Below are 20236 nucleotides of genomic sequence, written 5' to 3' on the forward strand. Positions count from 1 at the left end.
GCTACCGGGAGGGCGGAGCCCCGACGGACCCGCCCGGCAGGATCGGCATCGGTACTCGTTCGAGGCGCGGCACGTCACCGGGGGCCGCGAGCATCGCAGCGGCCCGACGCCCGAGCTCGATGTGCGGCAGCGCGATCGACGTCAGCTCGGGCTCGACGGCACGGGCGAACGGGCTGCCGTCGAAACCGACCACCGAGACGTCGCCCGGGACGTCGAACCCCGCATGATGCAGCGCCTGGTACGCCCCGACCGCGAGCGCATCGTTCGCGCAGACGAGGGCGGTCGGAGCGGCAGCCGACCCGGCCAGCAGGTGCGCGACCGCACGCCGTCCGTTGGCGACATCCCAATCCTCGTCGATCTCGGCCTCGCCGGCGAGCGCGGTCCCGGCCGCCGCCAGCACCGCCTCGATCCCCGCGCGACGCTCGGTCAGTGCGATCGGGGCCCACTCGGGCCACGCGGCTCCGCCTCGTGACCCCGCAGGCAGGGCCCCGACGAACCAGATGCCGTCACGGTGACCGTGATCGAGCAGCATCCGCGCGGCATCGCGGCCCGCGGCGACCTCGTCGGGCACGACGGCATCGATCGAGCCGTCGGCAGTGACGCAGTTCAGCAGCACCGTAGGGACGCCCGCGAGCGCCCGCGGCAAACTGATGGTCCGCGTGAACATCGACGCGTAGATGACGCCGTCGATGTCACGCCCGAGCAGGCTCTGCAGCAGCTGCTCCTCGAGCTCGGGATCGCCTTGCGTGTCGACGGTGAACAGGAGGGTGTCGTGCTCGCGCAGCTCGTGCATCGCGCCACGGACCATCGAGTTCGCGAACGATGTGCTGCTGACGAAGTCGGACACGAGGGCCACCGTGCCCGAGCGGCCGGTGCGCAGCGTCTGCGCGGTGATGTTCGGGCGGTAGCCGAGCTCGTCCGCAGCACGACGGACGCGATCGAACACGTCGTCGGACAGCCGCTGGTCGGTGCGGCCGTTCATCACGAACGAGACGGCCGAGCGAGAGACGCCGGCGCGCTCGGCGACCTCCCGCAGCGTCACCCGGGCTGCCCGGCGGGCGGGGGGAGTGTCGGTCATGTCCTCGTTCCGGCTCGTGGTCGCACTGCTCGAAAGCTAACACGGACGACGCCGGCCCCTCGGGAGCGTGTTCCGAGGGGCCGGCGGGGTCTCAGCCGAGCCGTCGCCGATGCAGCAGCAGGATGCCCACTGCGGTCAGCACGGCGGCCACGCCGCTCAGTGCCCAGAGCGGAGCCGGGTCCATTCCCGACCGCGCGAGGACGCCGCTCGCCGCGGTCGAGGGGTTCGAGCCCGCGGCCCCGGGGGCGGGCGGTGATCCGACAGCGGTGTCGCCCACGACCGTCACCCTGATGGTCGCGCTCACCTCCGTGCCGCGCGTATCTGCGACTCGGTAGCGGACCGGGTCGGCGCTGCCCTCGAAGCCGGCCTCCGGCACGAAGGAGACCACCTCACCGTCGAGCTCGTAGCGGCCCTGACCACTGACGACCATCGAGGTCGCCGGCGCGTCGTCGGTGTCGAGCAGCGTCAGCGTCGTGGCCGTGAGCGGAACGTCCGCATCGCCGGCGACGTCGTTGGCGAGCGGCCGGACGGGAATGGCGGTGCCGGCCGGGCCCGATGCCACGTCGTCGACGGCGCGCGGCGACACGGCGACGAATCCGTCTCCGAGGTCCGCCACGAACGATGACACCCAGGTGAGCGCCGAGTTCCAGTTCACGGTGATCTCGTTCACCGACCATGCCCCGATGTTGTCGACGTAGCACGCCTGCGGCGCGCACCCCTGCAGCCAGGCTCCCGCGACGGGGTCCTGGATCGAGGAGTTGGGCCCTCCCGCGACCGTGCCCACGGGAGGGTGGGGGAGCGCCGGGTCGAGGGCGTTGGCGTACCACCGGCTGTGCTGGTTCCGTGCGTCGTTCGTGCCGTATCCGGTGATGTACGACTGGCCGAGCACGTTGCGGCCCAGCAGGTAGTCGAACCCTTCGACGACAGCGTCGGCGTACCGCGGGCGCTGAGTGAGATCGAACGCCGTCCCGAGGACGACCTGGTTGTTCAGCACCGAAGAGTTCGATCCCCAGTCGTACAGTCCCTCGTTCGGTGCGTATGGCTGACCGAACGGCTGCGCGCGCTGATCGGCGATCAGGCGCTCTGCCGCGTCGACCACTGAGGCGCGGATGCGGTCGATGTCCGGCAGATCCGTGGCGAGACGAGCGAGCTGCATACGGCCCAGGGCCGCGACGTCGCCCCAGTAGAAGCCGCCGGGCTCGAACACGTCGGCCTGGTGCAGGGGGCTCGCCTCGACATCGGTGCGATAGCGGTCGCCGCCCGTGGTGATGTAGAGCTCCGCTGCCGCCCAGTAGAACTCGTCGGTCACGTCGTCGTCGTCATAGGTCCCGCCGCCGGTGCCGTCCTCTGCGGGCGCGAGCAGGTCGGGGTGCTCCAGGGCGGCGTCGTAGGCTCGCTCGGCCGCGGTGAGCAGCCGGGCGGCGAAGGACGCGTCGAAGGGCTCGAACAGGCGGGATGCCTGTGCCGCGGTGGCCGCGAGATTGAGCGTCGCCGCCGTCGACGGCCGATGCAGCAGCCTCTCCTGCGGATCCTCATGCGGCATCAGCGGAAGGCCCGTCCACGCGCGGTCGTGCACCTTGTGCCACGCCATACCGGCGAGCGGGTCGCCGGAGGGGACCTGCATCCGCAGCAGGAACTCCATCTGCCAGCGCGCTTCGTCGAGGATGTCGGGAACACCGTTGTCCCGTTCCGGAACGGCGAGGGTCGAATCGCCCAGGGCATCCGCCGTGCCGGCTGCGACGGCCCGCTCGTATGCGGACATCACCTGCGCTACGGCGATCCCGCCGTTCACGACGTACTTGCCGTGGTCGCCGGCGTCGTACCAGCCGCCCTGCACGTCGTGGCGATCGGTGCAGGTCCAGCCGTCGGACCACGGCTGCGGCTCGAGGCACCCCACGTTCTCGTCGCCCTGACTGGGGGAGGTGCCGACGTGGCCGGCCGGGCGCGCGTACTCCGCGCCCGCGATGTCACCGTCGATCTCGATGCCGGAGCGGTTCGTATAGAAGAAGCGCATCGAGTCGACACGCAGCGACTGGAAGACATCGGAGGAGATCGTGAAGGGATGACTGACGTCCGCCCCGACCCGGAGCCTCACGTCCGCGGCTTCCGCGGTGACATCGCTGAAGTCGATCGTGTGAACCGAGGCGCCTGCACTGGGGTCGAAGCCCGCCGGGCGGGTCTCGCCCGCGGCGAGGGCGGAACCGTCCGGCCCCTCGAGGGTCCAGGACAGCGGCGTGCTGGCATCGGAGACGACGGTCGCGCGCTTGGGTCCTCGGGGCAGGTACCCGACCTGATTGACCTTGACGGCGGGGCCGGGATCGGCGGTGTACGAGTACGCGGTTCCCCGGAGGGAGACCTTGTCGAAGCAGATCTCCGTGCCCGCTGCGACCGCGCCGAGACGGAACTGCACCTGGCCGAGGTGGTAGTCGTCGGCCGGTGTCGTCGTGAAGGTGGCGTCGTACGACCGCGGTTCGGTGCCGAGCGTGAAGGACTGCTCGATCCAGTCGGACGGAGAAGCCCCCGTGTAGGTTCCGACCTTGGCCGAGACGGTCGCGGCAGTCGAGGCGGATGCGGTGAAGCTCAGGCGGAATCCGGTATCGCCGGGCAGGAAGATGTCGTTGTGGCCGAGGAGCACGTCCCAGAGGTCGGGCGTCTGCTCGGTCACCGTCGCGCACATCCGCTGCGTGGGATTCGACAGCGACACCGGTCCGCTCGTCCACCACGGGGTCGTGCTCTCGTCGAGCGTGGGGTTGGGGAGCAGTTCGTCGTCACCGACCGGGATGGTCGGGGGCGTCGACCCGTCCTGAGCGACCAGGCTCACGTCGTCGACGCAGAAACGGGTGGAGGTGTTCCCGCCGAGACGGAACTGCAGTTCCGACACGGTGCCCTGACCCAGGTCACGCGCCGTGAACTCCCCGTTGACCTGCTGCCAGTCGTCGGTGAGCGGCGTGCTCTGCGAAAGATAGGTCGTGTAAGCGGCATCCGGGACCGTGGGCGCGACCTGCGTGACGACCGTGGCGGGTGCATCGGCGCGGACCCGCGCGGTCAGCGTGTAGGTGACCCCGTCGGCCAGCGCGATGTCGCTCTGACCGACGAGCACGTCCCAGGGGTTCTCGCTGCCCGGCACCCCGGCGCAGAAGGCGCCGGTCGCGGTGTCGAAGCCGTCGACTCCGGCCGACCACCAGGGTTCATGGCCGGTCGAGAAGTCTCCGTTCCGTACAAGCTCTGCGGGTGCCGCCGTCGCGGACACCGGAACGGCGGTCATCGCGGCTCCCGCGAGAATTCCCGCCGTGATCGCGGCCGTCGTGCGGCTCATCCGACGATGTTTCATTGCATCCATTCAAGCTCCTTCGCTTGTCTGAGAGCGCTCCCAGGGAGCGCTCCCACGAACGCTAGCAGAACCCCTCCGGCCGTGAACGAAGTGTTTCGACCCTGCCGCGCGGGCTCGTCGGCGACGTGACGGCTAGCCTCGGCATGTGAACCGCTTGCCGTCCGCCCCCGTCGACCTTCGGATCGAAGGCGCGCGCGTGCGTGACATCCCGTCGCTCTACAGCGAGCTCAATCGCGTGCTCATGCCCGACGAGGAGTGGTCTCTCGGAGAGAGTCTCGATGCGCTCGACGACCTCCTGTACGGCGGGTTCGGCGTTCTCGCTCACGCGTCGTCCGCGCGCGTCGTGTGGGCCGACTCGGCGGTCTCGCGAGACGCTCTGGGCATCCCGCTCACGCGCGCCTACCTCACGGCCAAGCTCGACCGCCCCGACATCTACGCCGCGGGTCCGGCGCGCGCCGCGCTGGACGACCTCGAGCGGGGGAACGGGACCACGTACTTCGAATCGGTCCTGCAGGTCTTCGCCGGTCACCCCGAGATCGAGCTCGTCCTCGCCTGAGACTCGTCGCGCCTTTTCTTAACGGGCGCATATCCTCGCGCGGAAGCATGAGGATATGTCCATGTCGTCATCCCCGCTGTCCGATCCCGCGATCCGCGTGCTCGTCGTCGATGACGAGCCGAACCTGCGCCATCTGCTCGGCGCGGTCCTGTCGCGGCAGGGCTGGGACGTGGAGGTCGCTGCGACGGGGGCCGGCGCCATCGAGACCGCGCGACGCATGAGACCGCATCTCATGGTCCTCGACGTGGTCCTGCCCGATATCGACGGTGTCGAGGTCCTGCGGACGCTCCGCAGCGAACTGAGCGAGACGATGGTCCTGTTCCTCACCGCCAACGGCACCGTCGCGAACCGCATCACCGGTATCGCTGCCGGCGGCGATGATTACGTCGCCAAGCCTTTCAGCGTCGAGGAGGTCGTGGTGCGGCTTCGTGGCTTGCTGCGTCGCAGCCCGATGCTCATGCAGGGCGCGCCGACGCCGATGCTCGAGGTGGGCGATCTGCGGCTCAACGAGGACAATCACGAGGTCACGCGTGCGGGGGAGCAGATCCGCCTGACGGCGACGGAGTTCTCACTGCTGCGCTTCCTGATGCTCAACGCTGATCGGGTTCTCAGTAAAGAGCAGATCCTCGACCGCGTCTGGGAGTATGACTTCGGACGGGAGTCGAACATCGTGGAGATCTACATCTCGTATCTGCGGAAGAAGATCGATCATGGGCGCGAGCCGATGATCCACACGCTCCGCCGCGTCGGCTACATCCTGCGGGCGGCGACGACCGCTCCGGCGTCCTCGTGACGTCGGCGCGGCCGGGAGGCCTGCGCACTCTGCGCGGTCGGTCGGTCGCCATGATGTCCGGACTCCTCCTCGCGGCCGTCACTGTCTTCGGTGTCGTCTCCGTCGCGATCCTCCGCCAGAATCTCGTCACCCAGGCGGAATCGACGCTGTACCTGGCGAACGACACCGCCATCGGTCAGACCCTGACCACGGTCGACACGACCGGAAGCGTCCCCTCCTTCGAAGACGTGTCGCTCGCCGTCCCCTCAGACGGGTTCTTCTTCGTCGTCGAGGACGGGCGCGTCGCCGTCTCGGCGTTCTTCACCCGGGAGTACGACTATCGCCCCATGACCGAGCGCGAGCTGACTCACGTTCGGGACGGGATGGCGGACAGCGGCTACACCACGACGGTCGATGTCGCCGATGACGGCGGCTACCTCGTCACCGCGTCCGACGTCGAGGCGGCGGACGGCACGGAGCTCACGATCGTCAGCGGGGTGGGTCTCACCGAAACCGAGGCAGTCGTCCGGACCTACGCGCTCTGGCTCGCCGTGGTCGGGATCGCGATCGCGGCGTTCGCGGCCGTGTTCGGGTGGCGGTGGACTCGGCAGCAACTCGATCCGCTCGAACGGGCCGCCGAGATCGCCGACGAGGTCACCGCCACTCCGCTGTCCTCGGGTGAGATCGCGCCGCAGCGTCGCGTTCCCCGCGACCTGCGACACGTCGGGTCGGAAACCGATCGTGTGGCCGACGCGCTCAATCGCCTGCTCGACCACGTCGAGCTATCTCTCAACGCGCGTCACCGCGCTGAGGAGTCGATGCGTCGCTTCATCGCCGAGGCGAGCCACGAATTGCGCAACCCGCTCGCCTCCATCCGCGGCTATGCCGACTTCTACGCTCAGCCCGACGCATCCGCCGACCCGCGTGAGGCGCGGGGTGCGCTGCAGCGGATCGGCTCGGAGGCGGCGCGGATGAGCGCTCTCGTCGATGACCTGCTGCTCCTGGCGCGCCTCGACGCCGATCCCATCGTTGCGCACGATCGAGTCGAGCTGTCGATGATCGTGGCGGAGACGGCTTCCGACGCGCGGTTCGCCTACCCGGGACACGTCTGGCGCATCGCCCTGCCCGACGAGGACGTCACGGTGGCCGGGGATGAGGGCGCGATCCGGCAGATGCTGTTGAACCTCGTCGCCAACGCGGGCCACCACACACCCGACGGAACGAGTGTGACGGTCGCGCTGGAGAGGACCGAGACCGCCGTGGAGATCAGTGTCGAGGACGAGGGTCCGGGCATCGATCCCGAGGCGCTACCGACCATCTTCGACCGGTTCACTCAAGCCGGCAGCCGATCGCAGACGCGGGAGCGCACGACCGTCGGGCTCGGTCTCGCGATCGTGCAGGCGCTCGCGACCGCTTCGGGCTACGAGGTGTCCGTGACCAGCGCGAGCGCGGGCACACGATTCGTCATCCGCATCCCCGCAGACCCGTCGTGACGCCGCGCGCTTAATCGGCGCACATGGCGACACCATACGGTCGGTCGCGCCTGTCCGTCGTCCGGACGACCGCCGAGGAGAGTCTGTCGTGTCACTGCCGTATACCCCTGGCGTTCGGTCCGCCGAGAAGGCCCGCCCTCGGCTCGGGGAACGCTGGCACGACTTCGGTCGCCCGCCCCGGCTCATGGGCGTGGACGTGGCCCGGTGCCTCGCCATCTTCGGCATGATCGGCGCTCACGTCGGGATCGTGTGGATGGTGGCCGGTCCCAGCGGGCCCGACCTCGCGGCGATCGTGCAAGGGCGGTCGTCGATCCTCTTCGCCGTCGTCGCAGGCATCTCGATCGCCCTCGCGACGGGCCGCGACCGGCTGCCGCGCGGAGAGCTGCTGCGGTCCGCGCGGCTGCGCATGGCCGGTCGCGCTGTCGTCGTTCTCGCGCTCGGGATCGCGCTCGAGATGCTGGGCAGCGGCATCGCCGTCATCCTTCCGATCTACGGCGTCCTCTTCCTGATCCTCATTCCGTTCCTCGGGCTCCGTCGCCGCACGCTGGCCCTCGTCGCGGTCGCGATCGCCGTGGCAGGCCCGACCCTGGTAGCGCTCCTGCGCGCGGCGACGCTCTCGGATGCCGGTGCCACTCAGGCGATCGGCGGCACGGCAGTCGATTTCCTCATCACCGGCTCGTACCCGCTGACCGTGTGGCTGCCCTTGGTCCTCGCAGGCATGGCGCTCGGACGTGTGCGTCTCGACCGGCCGCAGACCGCAGGCGTGCTGCTCGGGGCCGGTGTCGGGCTCGCCGCGTTCGGGTACGGGCTCGGCGACGCGTTCAACGGCAGCGTGCGGGGGTGGCTGTCGGGGTGGGGGAGCGCCGCGTCGTCGGCATCCATCCTGCCGTCGTCCCTGTCGTTCCCGCTGCCGGGACTCTCATCGTCGGCGGGAGATGCGCGGGGCTATCTCGAGCGAATCGGTGACGTCGACTTCGGAGCCGCGTTGTCGCAGGCGTGGTCGGTCGCGCCGCATTCGGGTGGGACCTGGGAGATCATCGGGTCGGGCGGCTTCGCCTTCGCCGTCGTCGGGGCATGCCTGCTCGTCGCACGTCCGCTGCGTGCGGTGCTCGTGCCCCTTGCGGCTGTGGGCTCGATGCCCCTGACCGCCTACACGGCGCACGTCGTCTCGTTCGCGGTTCTGATCTCACCGCTCGCGCTGGCGCCCGGTCTCACGTCCGAGGACGGCGACCCAGTCGTCAGCGGCCGGTTCTGGGTCGGATGCGTCGTGGTGCTCCTCGTCGCGTGCACGACGTGGGCTCTCACTCGGGGCCGGGGACCGCTCGAATCGATGGTGGCCGCCGTCGCACGCCGGGTCGATGTGCCCGTGGACGCTCGGTAGGAACGCGGAAGGGGCCGGCCCGATCGGGCCGACCCCTTCACTGCGTCGAACGCTCAGAGAGCGCGGATGTTCGTCGCCTGCAGGCCCTTCTGGCCCTGCTCCACGTCGAACTCGACCTTCTGGTTCTCGAACAGGTTGCGGTGTCCAGTGCCGGAGATGGCGCTGAAGTGCGCGAACACGTCCGCGGTGCCGTCGTCCGGAGCGATGAAGCCGAACCCCTTCTCCGAGTTGAACCATTTGACGGTGCCAGTGGCCATGTCGTCATTTTCCTTCTGTGTTCTGGGACCACCGCTGTGATGATCCGGATACCGCTGCGGCTGGGCCGCTGCGGAGTGTGTGGGGGCGAGCAGACACTCGCCGGATAGGTTGACCGGACCAGATAGGAGCGGTCACGGGGCCGAGAGCAGGGCCCGGGTGCATGAGATCGACGGCGGAATGATACGAAGTGCACGTCGGAGTGAACCGACGGAGAGGCGCGCCGTGACGCACCGACTCTCGAATGCTACGCGATTTCCGGTGGTTGTGGGGCGATCCGTCGTGCAATGTCATCGAAAGCCGCAATCCGACTCACTTCTCCTGCGCTTCGGCGCCCTTCCCGAAGCGCAGGTCGAAAGCCGCGAGGATCCGGGCGCAGTCCGCGACGTCCTCCGGAGTGCCGGCGAGCTCGAACTCGAACACGATGGGCCGCCCTGACGCGCGCGCGAGCTCGCGCGCTGCCGCCTGGTAGTGCTCGCCGAAGTTGCGGTTGCCCGAGCCGATGATCCCGACGAGGCGCCGGCGGTTCACGGGCGATCGGAGGAACGCGCGGACGGCTGCCGGCAGTGTCGCGTGGGCGTCGTTGCCGGCCTTGTACGAGGGGGTCAACAGGATCCAGGGCCCCGGGGCCTCGCTCGATCGCACCGTCCGCTCGGACAGGTCGCACACCGGGCGACCGTCGGCGGCGTGCAGGTGCTGCGCGAAACGGCGGATCAGGTTGGAGGTCGAGGAGAAGTAGTAGACCGGGAGGTGCGCCACGGGCCCAGTCTGCTCCGGAGTGACGGTCGGCGGAGGGCGTCAGGAGCGTGAAAACGCGCCGTCTGGATTTGTTCCGGCCCGGCCCCACGATGTGGTCAGACCACATCAGTCACACTGGGGTCACGGGGTCGAGGTCCCTCCATCCCGGATTCGGACACAGACGCGGACACCGTCCGCGCCGGGAAGGCTCACGATGTCCATCGCCGTCGACGCCCTCGTCACCCGGGCACAGCGTGCCCTCGACGAGTACGCGCATTTCACCCAGGAACAGATCGACCACATCGTCCGCAAGGCATCGGTCGCGGCGCTGCATCACCACGGCGACCTCGCCGTCATGGCGGTCGAGGAGACCGGACGCGGCCTCTTCGAGGACAAGGCGGTCAAGAACATGTTCGCGTGCGAGCACGTCACGCACTCGATCATCGATCAGAAGACCGTCGGCGTCATCGCGCATGACGAGCTCACGGGGATCACCGAGATCGCCGATCCCGTCGGTGTCATCTGCGCCTTGACACCGGTCACCAATCCGACCTCGACGGCCATCTTCAAGTCGCTCATCGCGCTCAAGACCCGCAACCCCATCGTCTTCGGGTTCCACCCCTCCGCTCAGCGATGCTCGTCGGAGGCCGCCCGCATCGTCCGGGAGGCCGCGGTGGCCGCCGGGGCGCCCGCCGACTGCATCCAGTGGATCGAGGAACCCTCGATGGAGGCATCCGGCGAGCTCATGAACCACCCGGGCGTGGCCCTCATCCTCGCCACCGGGGGCAACGCCATGGTGCGTGCCGCGTACTCGTGCGGAAAGCCGGCCCTCGGTGTCGGCGCGGGCAACGTGCCCGCCTTCATCGAGCGCACCGCAGACGTCGGGCGTGCCGTCAATGACATCGTGCTGTCGAAGTCGTTCGACATGGGCATGGTCTGCGCGAGCGAGCAGGCGGTCATCCTCGACGAGCCCGTCGCCGACGAGGCGCTCGAGGAGTTCGCCCGTCTGCACGCGTACCGGGTGAGCGGTGCCGAGAAGGCGATGCTCGAGGAGTTCATCTTCGGCGTCACCGCCGACAGCGCGAACTGCGCCGATGCGAAGCTCAACGCGCGTGTCGTGGGCCAATCGCCCGTCTGGATCGCCGAGCAGGCGGGCTTCTCCGTGCCTGCCGACACCTCGATCCTCCTTGCCGACGTCTCGAGCGTCGGCCCGCAGGAGCCACTGACCCGTGAGAAGCTGGCCCCCGTCCTCGCCGTGCTGCGTGCCGCGACGCCGGACGAGGGCATCGAGCTCTCGCGGCAGATGGTGGCTTTCGACGGACTCGGTCACTCCGGTGCCGTCCACTCGAACGACGCCGAGGTGATCGCGCGATTCGCCGAGGTCGTCAAGGCCGTCCGCATCATCGAGAACTCGCCGTCGGCGCTCGGTGGCATCGGCGACATCTACAACGCCTTCCTTCCCTCGCTGACCCTCGGTTGCGGCTCGTACGGCCACAACTCCGTCTCCAATAACGTCTCGGCGGTGAACCTCGTGAACGTCAAGCGCGTCGGCCGGCGCAACAATAATCTGCAGTGGTTCAAGATCCCGGCGAAGACCTACTTCGAGCCGCACGCGATCCGGTACCTCGCCGACATGAGGGGAGTCGAGCGGGTCAGCATCATCACCGATGAGACGATGACCGCGCTCGGCTACGTCGACCGCATCACCGACGTCCTGAACCGACGTGAGAACCGTGTCCAGGTGCAGTTGCTGAACCAGGTCCGGCCCGAGCCGAAGGTCTCGGAGGTCGTGGCCGGCGCCGAACAGCTGCGCCAGTTCCAGCCCGACACGATCATCGCGCTCGGCGGCGGATCGCCGATGGATGCCGCGAAGGTCATGTGGCTGCTGTACGAGAACCCCGAGATCGAGTTCTCCGACATGCGCGAGAAGTTCTTCGACGTCCGCAAGCGCGCCTTCACCTTCCCCGAGATGGGCAAGAAGGCCAAGCTCGTCTGCGTCCCCACCACGTCGGGAACCGGCTCGGAGATGACTCCCTTCGCCGTGATCACCGACGACGCCACGGGGATGAAGTACCCCCTGGCCGACTATGCCCTGACTCCGTCCGTCGCCATCATCGATCCCGAGCTCACGCGCGTGCTGCCCGGCTTCCTCGTGGCGGACGCTGGCTTCGATGCGCTGACCCACGCGACCGAGGCCTACGTGTCGGTGTACGCGAACGACTACACCGACGGCCTGTGCCTCCACGCGATCAAGCTGATCTTCGAGAACATCGAGCGCAGCACGAAGGCCGCGCCGGGTTCGACGGACAGCGCCGACCGGAAGGCTCGCGAGAAGATGCACAACGCGGCATCCATCGCGGGAATGGCGTTCGGCAACGCCTTCCTCGGGATCGTGCACGCCATGGCCCACGTCACGGGAGCGACCTACAAGCTGGTGCACGGACGGACCAACGCCGTCTACCTGCCGCACGTCATCCGCTACAACGGCACGGTCCCGACGAAGCTCACGAGCTGGCCCAAGTACGAGCGCTACATCGCGCCCGAACGCTTCCAGCAGATCGCGCAGCACCTCGGGCTTCCGGCCGCGACACCGGAGGAGGGTGTCGAGAGCTATGCGCGCGCGGTGGAGGAGCTGCGCGACCGTGTCGGCATCGAGCGCTCGTTCCAGGCGCAGGGCGTCGACGAGGCCCGGTTCCTCGACAACCTGCACAGCCTCGCCATGGCCGCGTACGAGGACCAGTGCGCGCCGGCGAACCCCAGGATGCCGATGATCGACGACATGAAGACGCTCATGGAGGCCGCGTACTACGGCACGTCGTTCGCCGAGGTGCGCGCCACCCGCGCCGCGGCCGTCGTCGCCGCCGACTCCCTCACGGCGACACCCGCGGGCGCAGACGCACCCACGGTGCCGGCGAAGAAGAACAACGGCAAGGCGAAGGCAGCGCACGGCGCCTGACCGCGAGCCGAGGAGCGCAGGGCCGGACCGAGGAGTCCGGCCCTGCGCCTACGCTGTAGCCATGCAGCAGCGCAGCCTCGCTTCGACGTCCCGTTCCGTCTCGGCCATCGGCCTCGGCACCTGGCAGCTCGGCGCCGATTGGGGCGAGGTCGACGACGACCAGGCCCTCGCCGTCCTCGCCGCCTCCGCCGATGCCGGCGTGACCCTCTTCGACACCGCCGACGTCTACGGCGACGGGCGCAGCGAGACCACCATCGGCCGGTTCCTCGCGGGACGCCCCGGGCACGGCATCACCGTGGCGACCAAGATGGGGCGCCGTGAGGCGCAGCTCCCCGAGAACTACACGCGCGAGAACTTCCGCGCCTGGACCGACCGATCGCGACGCAACCTGGGCGTCGACACACTCGACCTCGTGCAGCTGCACTGCCCGCCGTCTGCCGTCATCGAGTCCGACGCGACCTACGACGCGCTCGACGAGCTGGTCGCCGGTGGTGCCATCGCGGCATACGGCGTCTCGGTCGAGACCGCCGCGCAGGCGCTCGCCGCGATCGCCCGGCCGAACGTCTCGAACATCCAGATCATCATCAACCCCTTCCGGTTGAAGCCGCTCGACGAGGTGCTCCCGGCGGCAGAAGCGGCCGGGGTCGCGATCTTCGCGCGCGTCCCCCTCGCGTCTGGTCTGTTGAGCGGTCGCTACACCGAGCAGACGGAGTTCGCGGCGAACGACCACCGTTCGTACAACCGCAACGGCGAGGCGTTCGACCGCGGCGAGACCTTCTCGGGCGTCGACTTCGAGACGGGTCTGGCCGCCGCGCGCAGGCTCGCAGCTGCTCTTCCCGAGGGCGTCACCCTGCCGGCGGCGACGCTGGCGTGGATCGCCTCGCGACCGGGCGTCACGAGTGTCATCCCCGGGGCGCGGACGACAGCGCAGGCGCGTGCGAACGCGGCCGCGGCCGATCTGCTCGACGACGGCACCGATCTGACGGCCTTCGCCGACGCGGTCGTCTCCGTCTACGACGAGCTGCTGCGGGCCGACATCCACCCGCAGTGGTGACCGACGCGGATCTCTTGCGCTGCGGCCGCGGCGGGCCGAGCATGGGCGTATGACCCGTCGACCGCATCCCGCTGCCCTCGTGGCCGTCGTCGCGGTCGGCGTCCTCCTGGTCTCGGGTTACGCGGCGCTCGCGCCGCTCCGCGACCTCGCGGCGGCTACCCCCGCCGCCCCGGCCGCCGAGCAGCCGGCCGTCGTCGCCCCGAGGGGTGCGGCGTCATCCGCGGCGATGGAGCAAGCGGCGGATGCCGGGCCGGCGCCGTACGCCCGCAACGACACGACCTACGACATCACCGCCCTCCCGTTGATCGACGTGCGCTCGGTCAACCCCGCGGTGCCCGTCGACGACGATCCGATGGGTTCGGTGACGTCCTCGCTCGTCCGACCGCTGGGTGCGGGCGCCCCCGTGTTCGCCGACCCGTCGGGACAGCCCGTCGGGCAGCTGCCGCGCGAGCATCACTACGGCGGAACGACCGTGCCGGTCGTCGAGGCCCAGGCGGACTGGGTGAAGGTGCTGCTGCCCGGGCGGCAGGGCGTGCCTCCCGCGGGCAACGGCGGGCAGACCGTCGGATGGCTGCGCGCCGCCGATGTCGAGGTGACGACGACCGCGCAGTACGTCGAGGTGCACCTCGCGGCGAACACCATCGACGTCGTCAGCGGGACCGGACGAGAGCGCGTGTCCGACCAGTTCGCGTGGGGCAAGCCGTCGACGCCGACGCCGACGGGGCGGACGTTCATCATGTGGACGACGGTCGTCCCGGAGTTCCGCTACACGCAGGGGCATCCGATGGTGTACCTGGGGATCCAGTCGCCCGTGATGGCGGGCTTCGACGGGGGAGACGTCGCCGTCACGGCCTTCCACTACTACCGGATGCGCGAGGGCGACACCTCGTTCGGCTGCATCTACCTCGACGGGCCCGCGGTCGACCGGCTCGCCCAGCTGCCGCCCGGAACGCCGGTCCTGATCCAGCCGTAGCGCGGTCGGCTGTGGACACTCGCGACGCCCGGCTCGTGCGACGGCCTACGCTGATCGCGTGAAGATGGAGTTCGACGCGGAGGTGTTCCGCTGGGAGGCCCGCACCCAGGCGTGGTACTTCGCGGCCGTGCCCGAAGAGCCCAGCGCCGACATCCGTGAGATACCGCGGATGCCGCGGGGGTTCGGGTCCGTGCGCGTGCGGGCGACGATCGGCGGGTCGACGTGGCAGACCTCGATCTTCCCCGACGCTTCGCGCGGCGGCTATGTCCTGCCGCTGAAGCAGGCGATCCGTCGCGCCGAGTCCATCGGTTCCGACGGTGTCCTCCGGGTGATGCTCGAGGTCCTCGACGCGTGACCCCGCTGGCGACGGCGACGGTCGCGCTCGTGTTCGTCTGCGCAGGAGTGAGCCTCGCGCTCGCGGTCATCGACGTCGCGTCGCACCGACTTCCGAACCGTCTCGTGTTCGCCTTCGGGGGCACAGCGACAGCTGTGGCGGTGCTCTCCGCCATCGAGGCGGGCTCCGCCCGACCGTTCATCGAAGCCGTCGTCGCGGGGGCGGTGCTGTTCGTCCTGTACTACCTCCTGCATCGAGGCGGCGGTGGGATGGGCGGCGGAGACGTCAAGCTCGCGGCGGCGATCGGGCTGTTCACCGGGCCGCTCGGCTGGCAGGCGCCGCTTCTCGCGACCGCGTTGGGATTCGTCTCCGGGGGCCTCGTCGCCGTCGTCATGATCGCCGTGCGCTGCGGCGACCGACGCACGCGGATCCCGTTCGGGCCTTTCATGCTCGCCGGCGCATGGGTCGCCGTCGGAGGTTCCTGGGTCGCGAGCTGATGCCTGTCAAGTGCGCGAGGGAGGACGTGGACGTCGCGCTATCGTGGCCGCATGGCCGAGTCCACGTTCATCTCCCGCTCGATCGCGTGGGCCTTGCAGCGCAAGCCGGTACGCGCATTCCTGCTCTACAGCGAACATCGCGGACCGGTGCTCGCCGACAGCGTCACGTATCGCACCCTGTTCAGCGTGTTCGCCGGCGTGCTGTTGGGGTTCTCCGTCGCGGCGCTCTGGCTCGCCGGTGATCCGGTTGCGTGGCAGGCGCTCATCGACGCGGTGAACCGTGTCATCCCGGGACTCGTCGGAAAGAACGGCCTCATCAAGCTCGAGGACATCACCGCTCCCGCGGGCCTCACGATCGCGGGCGTCATCGCCACCGTCGGTCTGCTCGGCGCGGCGATCGGTGCGATCGGATCGCTCCGTACCGCGATGCGCGCGATCGCAGACCAGCTCACCGACGACGTTCTTTTCATCTGGGTGATGCTGCGCAACCTCGCACTTGCGATCGGTATCGGCGGGGCCCTCGTGGCCGCTGCGGGGGTGACCTTCCTCGGGACGGCCGGGGTGGGACTGCTCGCCGACCTCCTCGGTTTCTCCGACGACAACCCGCTCGTGCAGTTCGGCGGCTGGGCCGTGTCGCTGGTGGTGGTATTCGCCCTCGACGCCGTCGCTGTGGCCGTGCTCTTCCGGGTTCTGTCCGGGGTAAGGGTGCGAAAGCGTGCGCTCTGGAGCGGTGCACTCCTCGGTGCCGCAGGGCTGACGGTGCTGCAGCAGCTGTCCGGGTTGTTCGTCGGTGGCGCGACCTCGAACCCGTTGCTGGCGTCGTTCGCCTCGCTCATCGCGCTGCTGCTGTGGCTCAACCTCTCGTCGCAGGTCATCCTCATCGCCACGGCCTACATCGTCACGGGTGTGCGCGAAGAGGAGGACCGCGTGCGGGCGCGCTTCGGCGCCAGCACGTTCCTGCAGCGGCGCGTGCAGCGGGCCGAGGACGCCGTCTCGGCCGCTGCACGCGAGCTCGCGACGGCCCGCGAGCTCGAGGCGGAGGAGCGCGCGAAAGCGAGCGCCTGACCTACCGCGCGTAGCGCTCGACGAAGGCGCGCAGGATCGACCCCGTGTCGGTGACCGCGCGGCGGCGTACCGCGGAGAGGGTCAGGTCGAGTTCGTCGGGCGCGAAGTAGCCGTAGTCGGCGTAGGCGTGGATGCGGGTCGTGATGCCGTCGAGGTCGAGCTCGGGGTGGAACTGCGTCGCGTAGACGTTCTCGCCCACCCGGAACATCTGCACGGGGCATCCGGCCGAGGACGCCAGCAGCACGGCGCGCGAGGGCAGAGCCGAGATCGCCTCCTTGTGGCCGACGAAGGCGGGGAATGTCGCCGGCATCCCGGCCAGAAGCGGGTCGTGCCGGCCGGCATCCGTCAGCTCGACGTCGACGACGCTGATCGGCTCGCCGAAGCGACGGTCGATCGTGGCGCCGAGGAAGGCGCCCACCGTGCCGATGCCGTAGCAGGCGCCGAGGAACGGGCTGTCGAGCGCGACGACGCGCTCGAGGAGGTTCGCGAACTCGGCTTCGACGCGGCGCTGCACGGCGGACTTGCGGGCCCAGGGGTCGGAGGCGTTGAACGGGCCGCCGCCGACGAAGATGCCCGAGATGTCGTCGAGGTCTATGTCGGGCATCGATTCCGCCTCGAGCCGCACGCGCCGGAGCGACGCGGGCTCGAGACCGGTGTGGCGGAGGAAGAGCTCGTACTCCTCGTCGGCGGGCACGTCCTCGGCGCGGGTGGCGAGCAGCACGAAGGGTCTCACGCCGAGGTGCGCTTTTGTAGTCGCCGAGCACGCATGGCGCAAGCGTATCGGCCGGTCCGGGCCACGCGGGTATCGTCGGGAGCCAGGAGGTCAGAACATGGCTATTGCACGACTGCACGGTGGTCCCCTCGACGGGCAGACCCTTCCGCTGGACGACGACGCGTCAGACCGGCTCATCCTTCCTTACAGCGAGACCCAGGTGGTCTACGAGCGCGCCGGTGAGCCGGAGCACACGGGCGAGAGCGACGGTCCGACGTCGTCGGAGTTCCACTTCGTCGAAGCCGAGGGCGACATCGACCCCTCGACCGATGAGCGCGACGACCGCGTCACCAGTGACGACTGAGCCGCGCAGCTCGCTCGAGGTCGAGCGGAAGTACGACGTCGACGACGGCACGGCGGTTCCGGACTGGTCGACGCTCCCCGGCGTCGTCTCCGTCGGCGAGGCCGAGCCCCGCGAGCTCGACGCGCGCTATCTCGACACCGCCGACGGACGGCTCGCCGCGGCGCTGACCGCACTGCGGCGACGCACCGGCGGCCCCGATGAGGGGTGGCATGTGAAGCGGTCGACGCCGGAGGGCAAGCTCGAGACGCACTGGCCTCTCGACGACGCGGACGAGTCGGATCCGCTCGAGGTGCCGGCTGCGATCGTCGCCGAGCTCGCCGAGGTGGCACAGCCGCCGTTCGGAGTCATCGCTCGCATCCGCAACGCGCGTACCGCCTACGCACTGCTCGATGCGGAGGGCCGGATGGTCGCGGAGTTCGTCGACGATCGGGTGACGGCCGTCGACGAACGTTCGGGACGGACGAGTTCGTGGCGGGAGTGGGAGCTCGAGCTCGGACCGGCGGCGCCGGGCACGGCGGCGGGTGTCGCCGCGCTCTTCGCAGCGGCCGACGAGCTGGTCGCCTCGGTCGGGGGAGCACCCGCGGCGTCGGAGTCGAAGCTCGGACGCGCCCTCGGGGGCTGAGCGCTCCTTCGGCCTCGATCAGACGAAACGACGAACGCACCGCCGGCCGTGGCCGTGCGGTGCGTTCGTCGTCTGCGACGCGAAGGTCAGAGGTTGATCATGTGCCCCGCGAGACCGTGGAAGGCCTCCTGCAGGCCCTCCGACAGCGTCGGGTGCGTGTGGACGTTGCGCGCTGCCTCGAGCGCGGTGAGGTCCCACTTCTGAGCCAGGGTCAGCTCCGGCAGCAGCTCCGACACGTCAGGGCCGATGAGGTGTCCGCCCAGGAGCTCGAGGTGCTCGGCGTCGGCGATGAGCTTGACGAAGCCGACGGGCTCGCCCAGACCGTTCGCCTTGCCGTTGGCGGAGAAGGGGAACTTGGCGACCTTGACGTCGTATCCGGCGTCGCGTGCCTGCTGCTCGGTGAGACCGAAGGACGCGACCTGCGGCGAGCAGAACGTCGCGCGCGGCATGTTGCGGTAGTCGCCCAGCGTCTGCGTCTCCGCACCACCGATGGTCTCGGCCGCGACGACGCCCTGCGCCTCGGCGACGTGCGCGAGCTGCAGCTTGGCGGTGACGTCACCGATGGCGTAGATGCCCGGGACGTTGGTGCGCATGTGGTCGTCGATGTCGATCGCGCCGCGCTCGGTGAGCGTGACACCGGTGTTCTCGAGACCGAAGCCTTCGACGCGCGGGGCGAAGCCGATCGACATGAGCACCTTGTCGGCCTCGATCTGTCCCTTCGCGCCGTCGGCGTTCGCCGAGTACGACACGGTGACCTTATCGCCCGAGTCGACGATCTGCTCGACCTTGGTGGAGGTGAGGATGTCGATGCCGTACTTCTTGTACTGCTTCTGGATCTCCTTCGAGACCTCGACGTCCTCGTTCGGCAGGGCGCGGTCGAGGAACTCGATGATCGTGACCTTCACGCCGTAGTTCGACATGACGAACGCGAACTCCATGCCGATCGCGCCGGCACCCACGATGACGATCGAGTTCGGCAGGTCGCGCGTGAGGATCTGCTCCTCGTAGGTCACGACGTTGTCGCTGAGCTGCACGCCGGGGAGCAGACGGACGGTCGAGCCGGTGGCGATGATGACGTTGTCGAACGTGACGGTCTCCTGCGAGCCGTCGGCCTTGGTCACCTGGATCGACTTCGCGTCGAGGAACGACCCGCGGCCTTCGTATTCGGTGACCTTGTTCTTCTTCATCAGGAAGTGGATGCCCTTGACGTGCGTCTCAGCGACCTTGCGGCTGCGGTCGAACGCCGTGCCGAAGTCGAAGTTCACATCTCCACTGATGCCGAAGAGGTCGGCCTTGTGCTTGAAGGTGTGGGCGAGGTCGGCGTTCTTCAGCAGAGCCTTCGAAGGGATGCAGCCGACGTTGAGGCAGACGCCTCCCCAGTACTTCTCTTCGATGATCGCGACGGACTGTCCGAGCTGCGCAGCGCGGACAGCTGCGACATACCCGCCGGGGCCCGCGCCGAGGATGACGACGTTGTAGTGAGGCATGTTCCCAGCCTAGTCCTCGGTGCGCCGCCGAGACGCCGCGACGAGGGCGACGATCAGGGCGATCACGCCGGCGACGACGACCACCGACACGACGATCCAGAACACCGGCGGCAGGCCCTCAGCCGGGGCGGTCTCGGCGGTCCCCCCGGCGGGAGCCGTCGGCGCCGCCGCCGGGTCGCCCGCAGTGAAGGTGAACTCGCCGGAGACCGGGTGGCCATCGCTCGACACGACCCGCCAGCGCACCGTGACGGTGCCCTGACTGTCTCCCGTGAGCGTCTGCGTCGCGGTCGTCCCGTCGAGAACGGGCGTGCCCTCGGCGAGCTCGGTCCCCGCCGCGTCGGTCACCGAGATCGCATTGACGCCGTCCTCGTCGATCAGCACGCCGCTGAAGGTGAGGGTGACCTCGGCGGGCAGCTCGGCGACGACCGAATCGGCGGCCGGGTCGGATGCCAGCAGCTCGTCGTGCGCGAGGGCGGGCATGGCGGGTGACGCCGCGGCGAGGCCGAGCACGAGGCCAAGTCCCACGAGCAGGCGGGTACGAAGAGAAGGAGTGTGTCCAGACATCCCC

General features: G+C 69.4%; 19 protein-coding genes. 12 read left to right on the plus strand and 7 right to left on the minus strand.

Features of this window, described 5'->3' with window-relative positions:
- Window position 1: 1 nt before the first annotated feature.
- Entirely contained in the window at window positions 2-1078 is a 1077-nt protein-coding gene (locus AA0Y20_RS08505) for a LacI family DNA-binding transcriptional regulator (RefSeq protein WP_412938724.1), read from the minus strand.
- 91 nt (window positions 1079-1169) lie between these two features.
- Window positions 1170-4394 carry a glycoside hydrolase family 9 protein gene (locus AA0Y20_RS08510; RefSeq protein WP_413331390.1) on the minus strand — a complete coding sequence of 1075 codons (3225 nt, stop codon included), beginning with the start codon at window positions 4392-4394 and terminating at the stop codon, window positions 1170-1172.
- 160 nt (window positions 4395-4554) lie between these two features.
- Between AA0Y20_RS08510 and AA0Y20_RS08515 the strand changes: the two genes are divergently transcribed.
- The 4 genes from AA0Y20_RS08515 (at window position 4555) to AA0Y20_RS08530 (ending at window position 8611) form a co-directional block, all read left to right on the plus strand.
- Window positions 4555-4965, plus strand: a complete 411-nt coding sequence (locus AA0Y20_RS08515) for a ribonuclease inhibitor (RefSeq protein WP_412938727.1) — start codon at window positions 4555-4557, stop codon at window positions 4963-4965.
- Window positions 4966-5026: 61 nt separating this feature from the next.
- On the plus strand, window positions 5027-5758 hold the full coding sequence (locus AA0Y20_RS08520) for a response regulator transcription factor (RefSeq protein ID WP_412938729.1): 732 nt from the start codon (window positions 5027-5029) through the stop codon (window positions 5756-5758).
- 50 nt (window positions 5759-5808) lie between these two features.
- Window positions 5809-7230 carry a sensor histidine kinase gene (locus AA0Y20_RS08525; RefSeq protein WP_412938731.1) on the plus strand — a complete coding sequence of 474 codons (1422 nt, stop codon included), beginning with the start codon at window positions 5809-5811 and terminating at the stop codon, window positions 7228-7230.
- A gap of 88 nt (window positions 7231-7318) precedes the next feature.
- Window positions 7319-8611, plus strand: coding sequence for a heparan-alpha-glucosaminide N-acetyltransferase domain-containing protein (locus tag AA0Y20_RS08530; RefSeq protein ID WP_412938732.1), 1293 nt, complete (start codon window positions 7319-7321; stop codon window positions 8609-8611).
- 53 nt (window positions 8612-8664) lie between these two features.
- Here the strand turns inward: AA0Y20_RS08530 and AA0Y20_RS08535 are convergent, their stop codons facing one another.
- A complete protein-coding gene (locus AA0Y20_RS08535; protein ID WP_091499607.1) occupies window positions 8665-8868 on the minus strand; it encodes a cold-shock protein in 204 nt (67 codons plus the stop codon).
- A 310-nt stretch (window positions 8869-9178) separates the two neighbouring features.
- Entirely contained in the window at window positions 9179-9625 is a 447-nt protein-coding gene (nrdI, locus tag AA0Y20_RS08540) for a class Ib ribonucleoside-diphosphate reductase assembly flavoprotein NrdI (RefSeq protein WP_412938734.1), read from the minus strand.
- A 193-nt stretch (window positions 9626-9818) separates the two neighbouring features.
- On the opposite strand from nrdI, the gene adhE reads away from it, so the two are divergent.
- The 6 genes from adhE (at window position 9819) to AA0Y20_RS08570 (ending at window position 16483) form a co-directional block, all read left to right on the plus strand.
- Window positions 9819-12560: a bifunctional acetaldehyde-CoA/alcohol dehydrogenase gene (gene adhE, locus AA0Y20_RS08545; RefSeq protein ID WP_412938735.1), complete on the plus strand. Its 2742-nt coding sequence runs from the start codon at window positions 9819-9821 to the stop codon at window positions 12558-12560.
- 61 nt (window positions 12561-12621) lie between these two features.
- Window positions 12622-13614, plus strand: a complete 993-nt coding sequence (locus AA0Y20_RS08550; RefSeq protein ID WP_412938736.1) for an aldo/keto reductase — start codon at window positions 12622-12624, stop codon at window positions 13612-13614.
- Between the two features lie 49 nt (window positions 13615-13663).
- A complete protein-coding gene (locus tag AA0Y20_RS08555) occupies window positions 13664-14587 on the plus strand; it encodes a L,D-transpeptidase (protein WP_412938738.1) in 924 nt (307 codons plus the stop codon).
- Between the two features lie 64 nt (window positions 14588-14651).
- Window positions 14652-14942: a DUF1905 domain-containing protein gene (locus tag AA0Y20_RS08560; RefSeq protein WP_412939728.1), complete on the plus strand. Its 291-nt coding sequence runs from the start codon at window positions 14652-14654 to the stop codon at window positions 14940-14942.
- Complete coding sequence (locus AA0Y20_RS08565) at window positions 14939-15418, plus strand: prepilin peptidase (protein ID WP_412938739.1); 480 nt, start codon at window positions 14939-14941, stop codon at window positions 15416-15418. Before AA0Y20_RS08560 ends, AA0Y20_RS08565 begins: the two co-directional genes overlap by 4 nt.
- Before the next feature lie 51 nt (window positions 15419-15469).
- A complete protein-coding gene (locus tag AA0Y20_RS08570) occupies window positions 15470-16483 on the plus strand; it encodes a YihY/virulence factor BrkB family protein (protein WP_412938742.1) in 1014 nt (337 codons plus the stop codon).
- 1 nt (window position 16484) lies between these two features.
- Here the strand turns inward: AA0Y20_RS08570 and AA0Y20_RS08575 are convergent, their stop codons facing one another.
- Complete coding sequence (locus AA0Y20_RS08575) at window positions 16485-17216, minus strand: glutamine amidotransferase (RefSeq protein WP_412938744.1); 732 nt, start codon at window positions 17214-17216, stop codon at window positions 16485-16487.
- Between the two features lie 97 nt (window positions 17217-17313).
- Here AA0Y20_RS08575 and AA0Y20_RS08580 point away from each other — a divergent pair, with 97 nt between their 5' ends.
- Together AA0Y20_RS08580 and AA0Y20_RS08585 are read left to right on the plus strand one after the other, a co-directional pair.
- Complete coding sequence (locus AA0Y20_RS08580; protein WP_412938745.1) at window positions 17314-17559, plus strand: response regulator; 246 nt, start codon at window positions 17314-17316, stop codon at window positions 17557-17559.
- Window positions 17525-18181: a CYTH domain-containing protein gene (locus AA0Y20_RS08585; RefSeq protein ID WP_412938746.1), complete on the plus strand. Its 657-nt coding sequence runs from the start codon at window positions 17525-17527 to the stop codon at window positions 18179-18181. The genes AA0Y20_RS08580 and AA0Y20_RS08585 overlap by 35 nt, the downstream gene beginning before the upstream one ends.
- Before the next feature lie 86 nt (window positions 18182-18267).
- Here AA0Y20_RS08585 and lpdA read toward each other — a convergent pair whose 3' ends face one another.
- The gene (gene lpdA / locus AA0Y20_RS08590) at window positions 18268-19668 is read right to left on the minus strand and encodes a dihydrolipoyl dehydrogenase (RefSeq protein ID WP_412938747.1); all 1401 of its coding nucleotides are present in this window, start codon (window positions 19666-19668) and stop codon (window positions 18268-18270) included.
- A 9-nt stretch (window positions 19669-19677) separates the two neighbouring features.
- Window positions 19678-20232 carry a copper resistance protein CopC gene (locus AA0Y20_RS08595; RefSeq protein WP_412938749.1) on the minus strand — a complete coding sequence of 185 codons (555 nt, stop codon included), beginning with the start codon at window positions 20230-20232 and terminating at the stop codon, window positions 19678-19680.
- Window positions 20233-20236 lie beyond the last annotated feature (4 nt).

It is taken from the genome of Microbacterium pratiae (assembly GCF_047302165.1).
Lineage (GTDB): Bacteria > Actinomycetota > Actinomycetes > Actinomycetales > Microbacteriaceae > Microbacterium.

Excerpts from the sequence above, each read along its gene's own strand:
- AA0Y20_RS08505 (WP_412938724.1), bottom strand. The coding sequence starts at position 1,078 with ATGACCGACACTCCCCCCGCCCGCCGGGCAGCCCGGGTGACGCTGCGG.
- AA0Y20_RS08510 (WP_413331390.1), bottom strand. The coding sequence starts at position 4,394 with ATGAGCCGCACGACGGCCGCGATCACGGCGGGAATTCTCGCGGGAGCC.
- AA0Y20_RS08520 (WP_412938729.1), top strand. The coding sequence starts at position 5,027 with ATGTCGTCATCCCCGCTGTCCGATCCCGCGATCCGCGTGCTCGTCGTC.
- AA0Y20_RS08525 (WP_412938731.1), top strand. The coding sequence starts at position 5,809 with ATGATGTCCGGACTCCTCCTCGCGGCCGTCACTGTCTTCGGTGTCGTC.
- AA0Y20_RS08535 (WP_091499607.1), bottom strand. The coding sequence starts at position 8,868 with ATGGCCACTGGCACCGTCAAATGGTTCAACTCGGAGAAGGGGTTCGGC.
- adhE (WP_412938735.1), top strand. The coding sequence starts at position 9,819 with ATGTCCATCGCCGTCGACGCCCTCGTCACCCGGGCACAGCGTGCCCTC.
- AA0Y20_RS08550 (WP_412938736.1), top strand. The coding sequence starts at position 12,622 with ATGCAGCAGCGCAGCCTCGCTTCGACGTCCCGTTCCGTCTCGGCCATC.
- AA0Y20_RS08555 (WP_412938738.1), top strand. The coding sequence starts at position 13,664 with ATGACCCGTCGACCGCATCCCGCTGCCCTCGTGGCCGTCGTCGCGGTC.
- AA0Y20_RS08560 (WP_412939728.1), top strand. The coding sequence starts at position 14,652 with ATGGAGTTCGACGCGGAGGTGTTCCGCTGGGAGGCCCGCACCCAGGCG.
- AA0Y20_RS08570 (WP_412938742.1), top strand. The coding sequence starts at position 15,470 with ATGGCCGAGTCCACGTTCATCTCCCGCTCGATCGCGTGGGCCTTGCAG.
- AA0Y20_RS08580 (WP_412938745.1), top strand. The coding sequence starts at position 17,314 with ATGGCTATTGCACGACTGCACGGTGGTCCCCTCGACGGGCAGACCCTT.
- AA0Y20_RS08585 (WP_412938746.1), top strand. The coding sequence starts at position 17,525 with ATGAGCGCGACGACCGCGTCACCAGTGACGACTGAGCCGCGCAGCTCG.
- lpdA (WP_412938747.1), bottom strand. The coding sequence starts at position 19,668 with ATGCCTCACTACAACGTCGTCATCCTCGGCGCGGGCCCCGGCGGGTAT.
- AA0Y20_RS08595 (WP_412938749.1), bottom strand. The coding sequence starts at position 20,232 with ATGTCTGGACACACTCCTTCTCTTCGTACCCGCCTGCTCGTGGGACTT.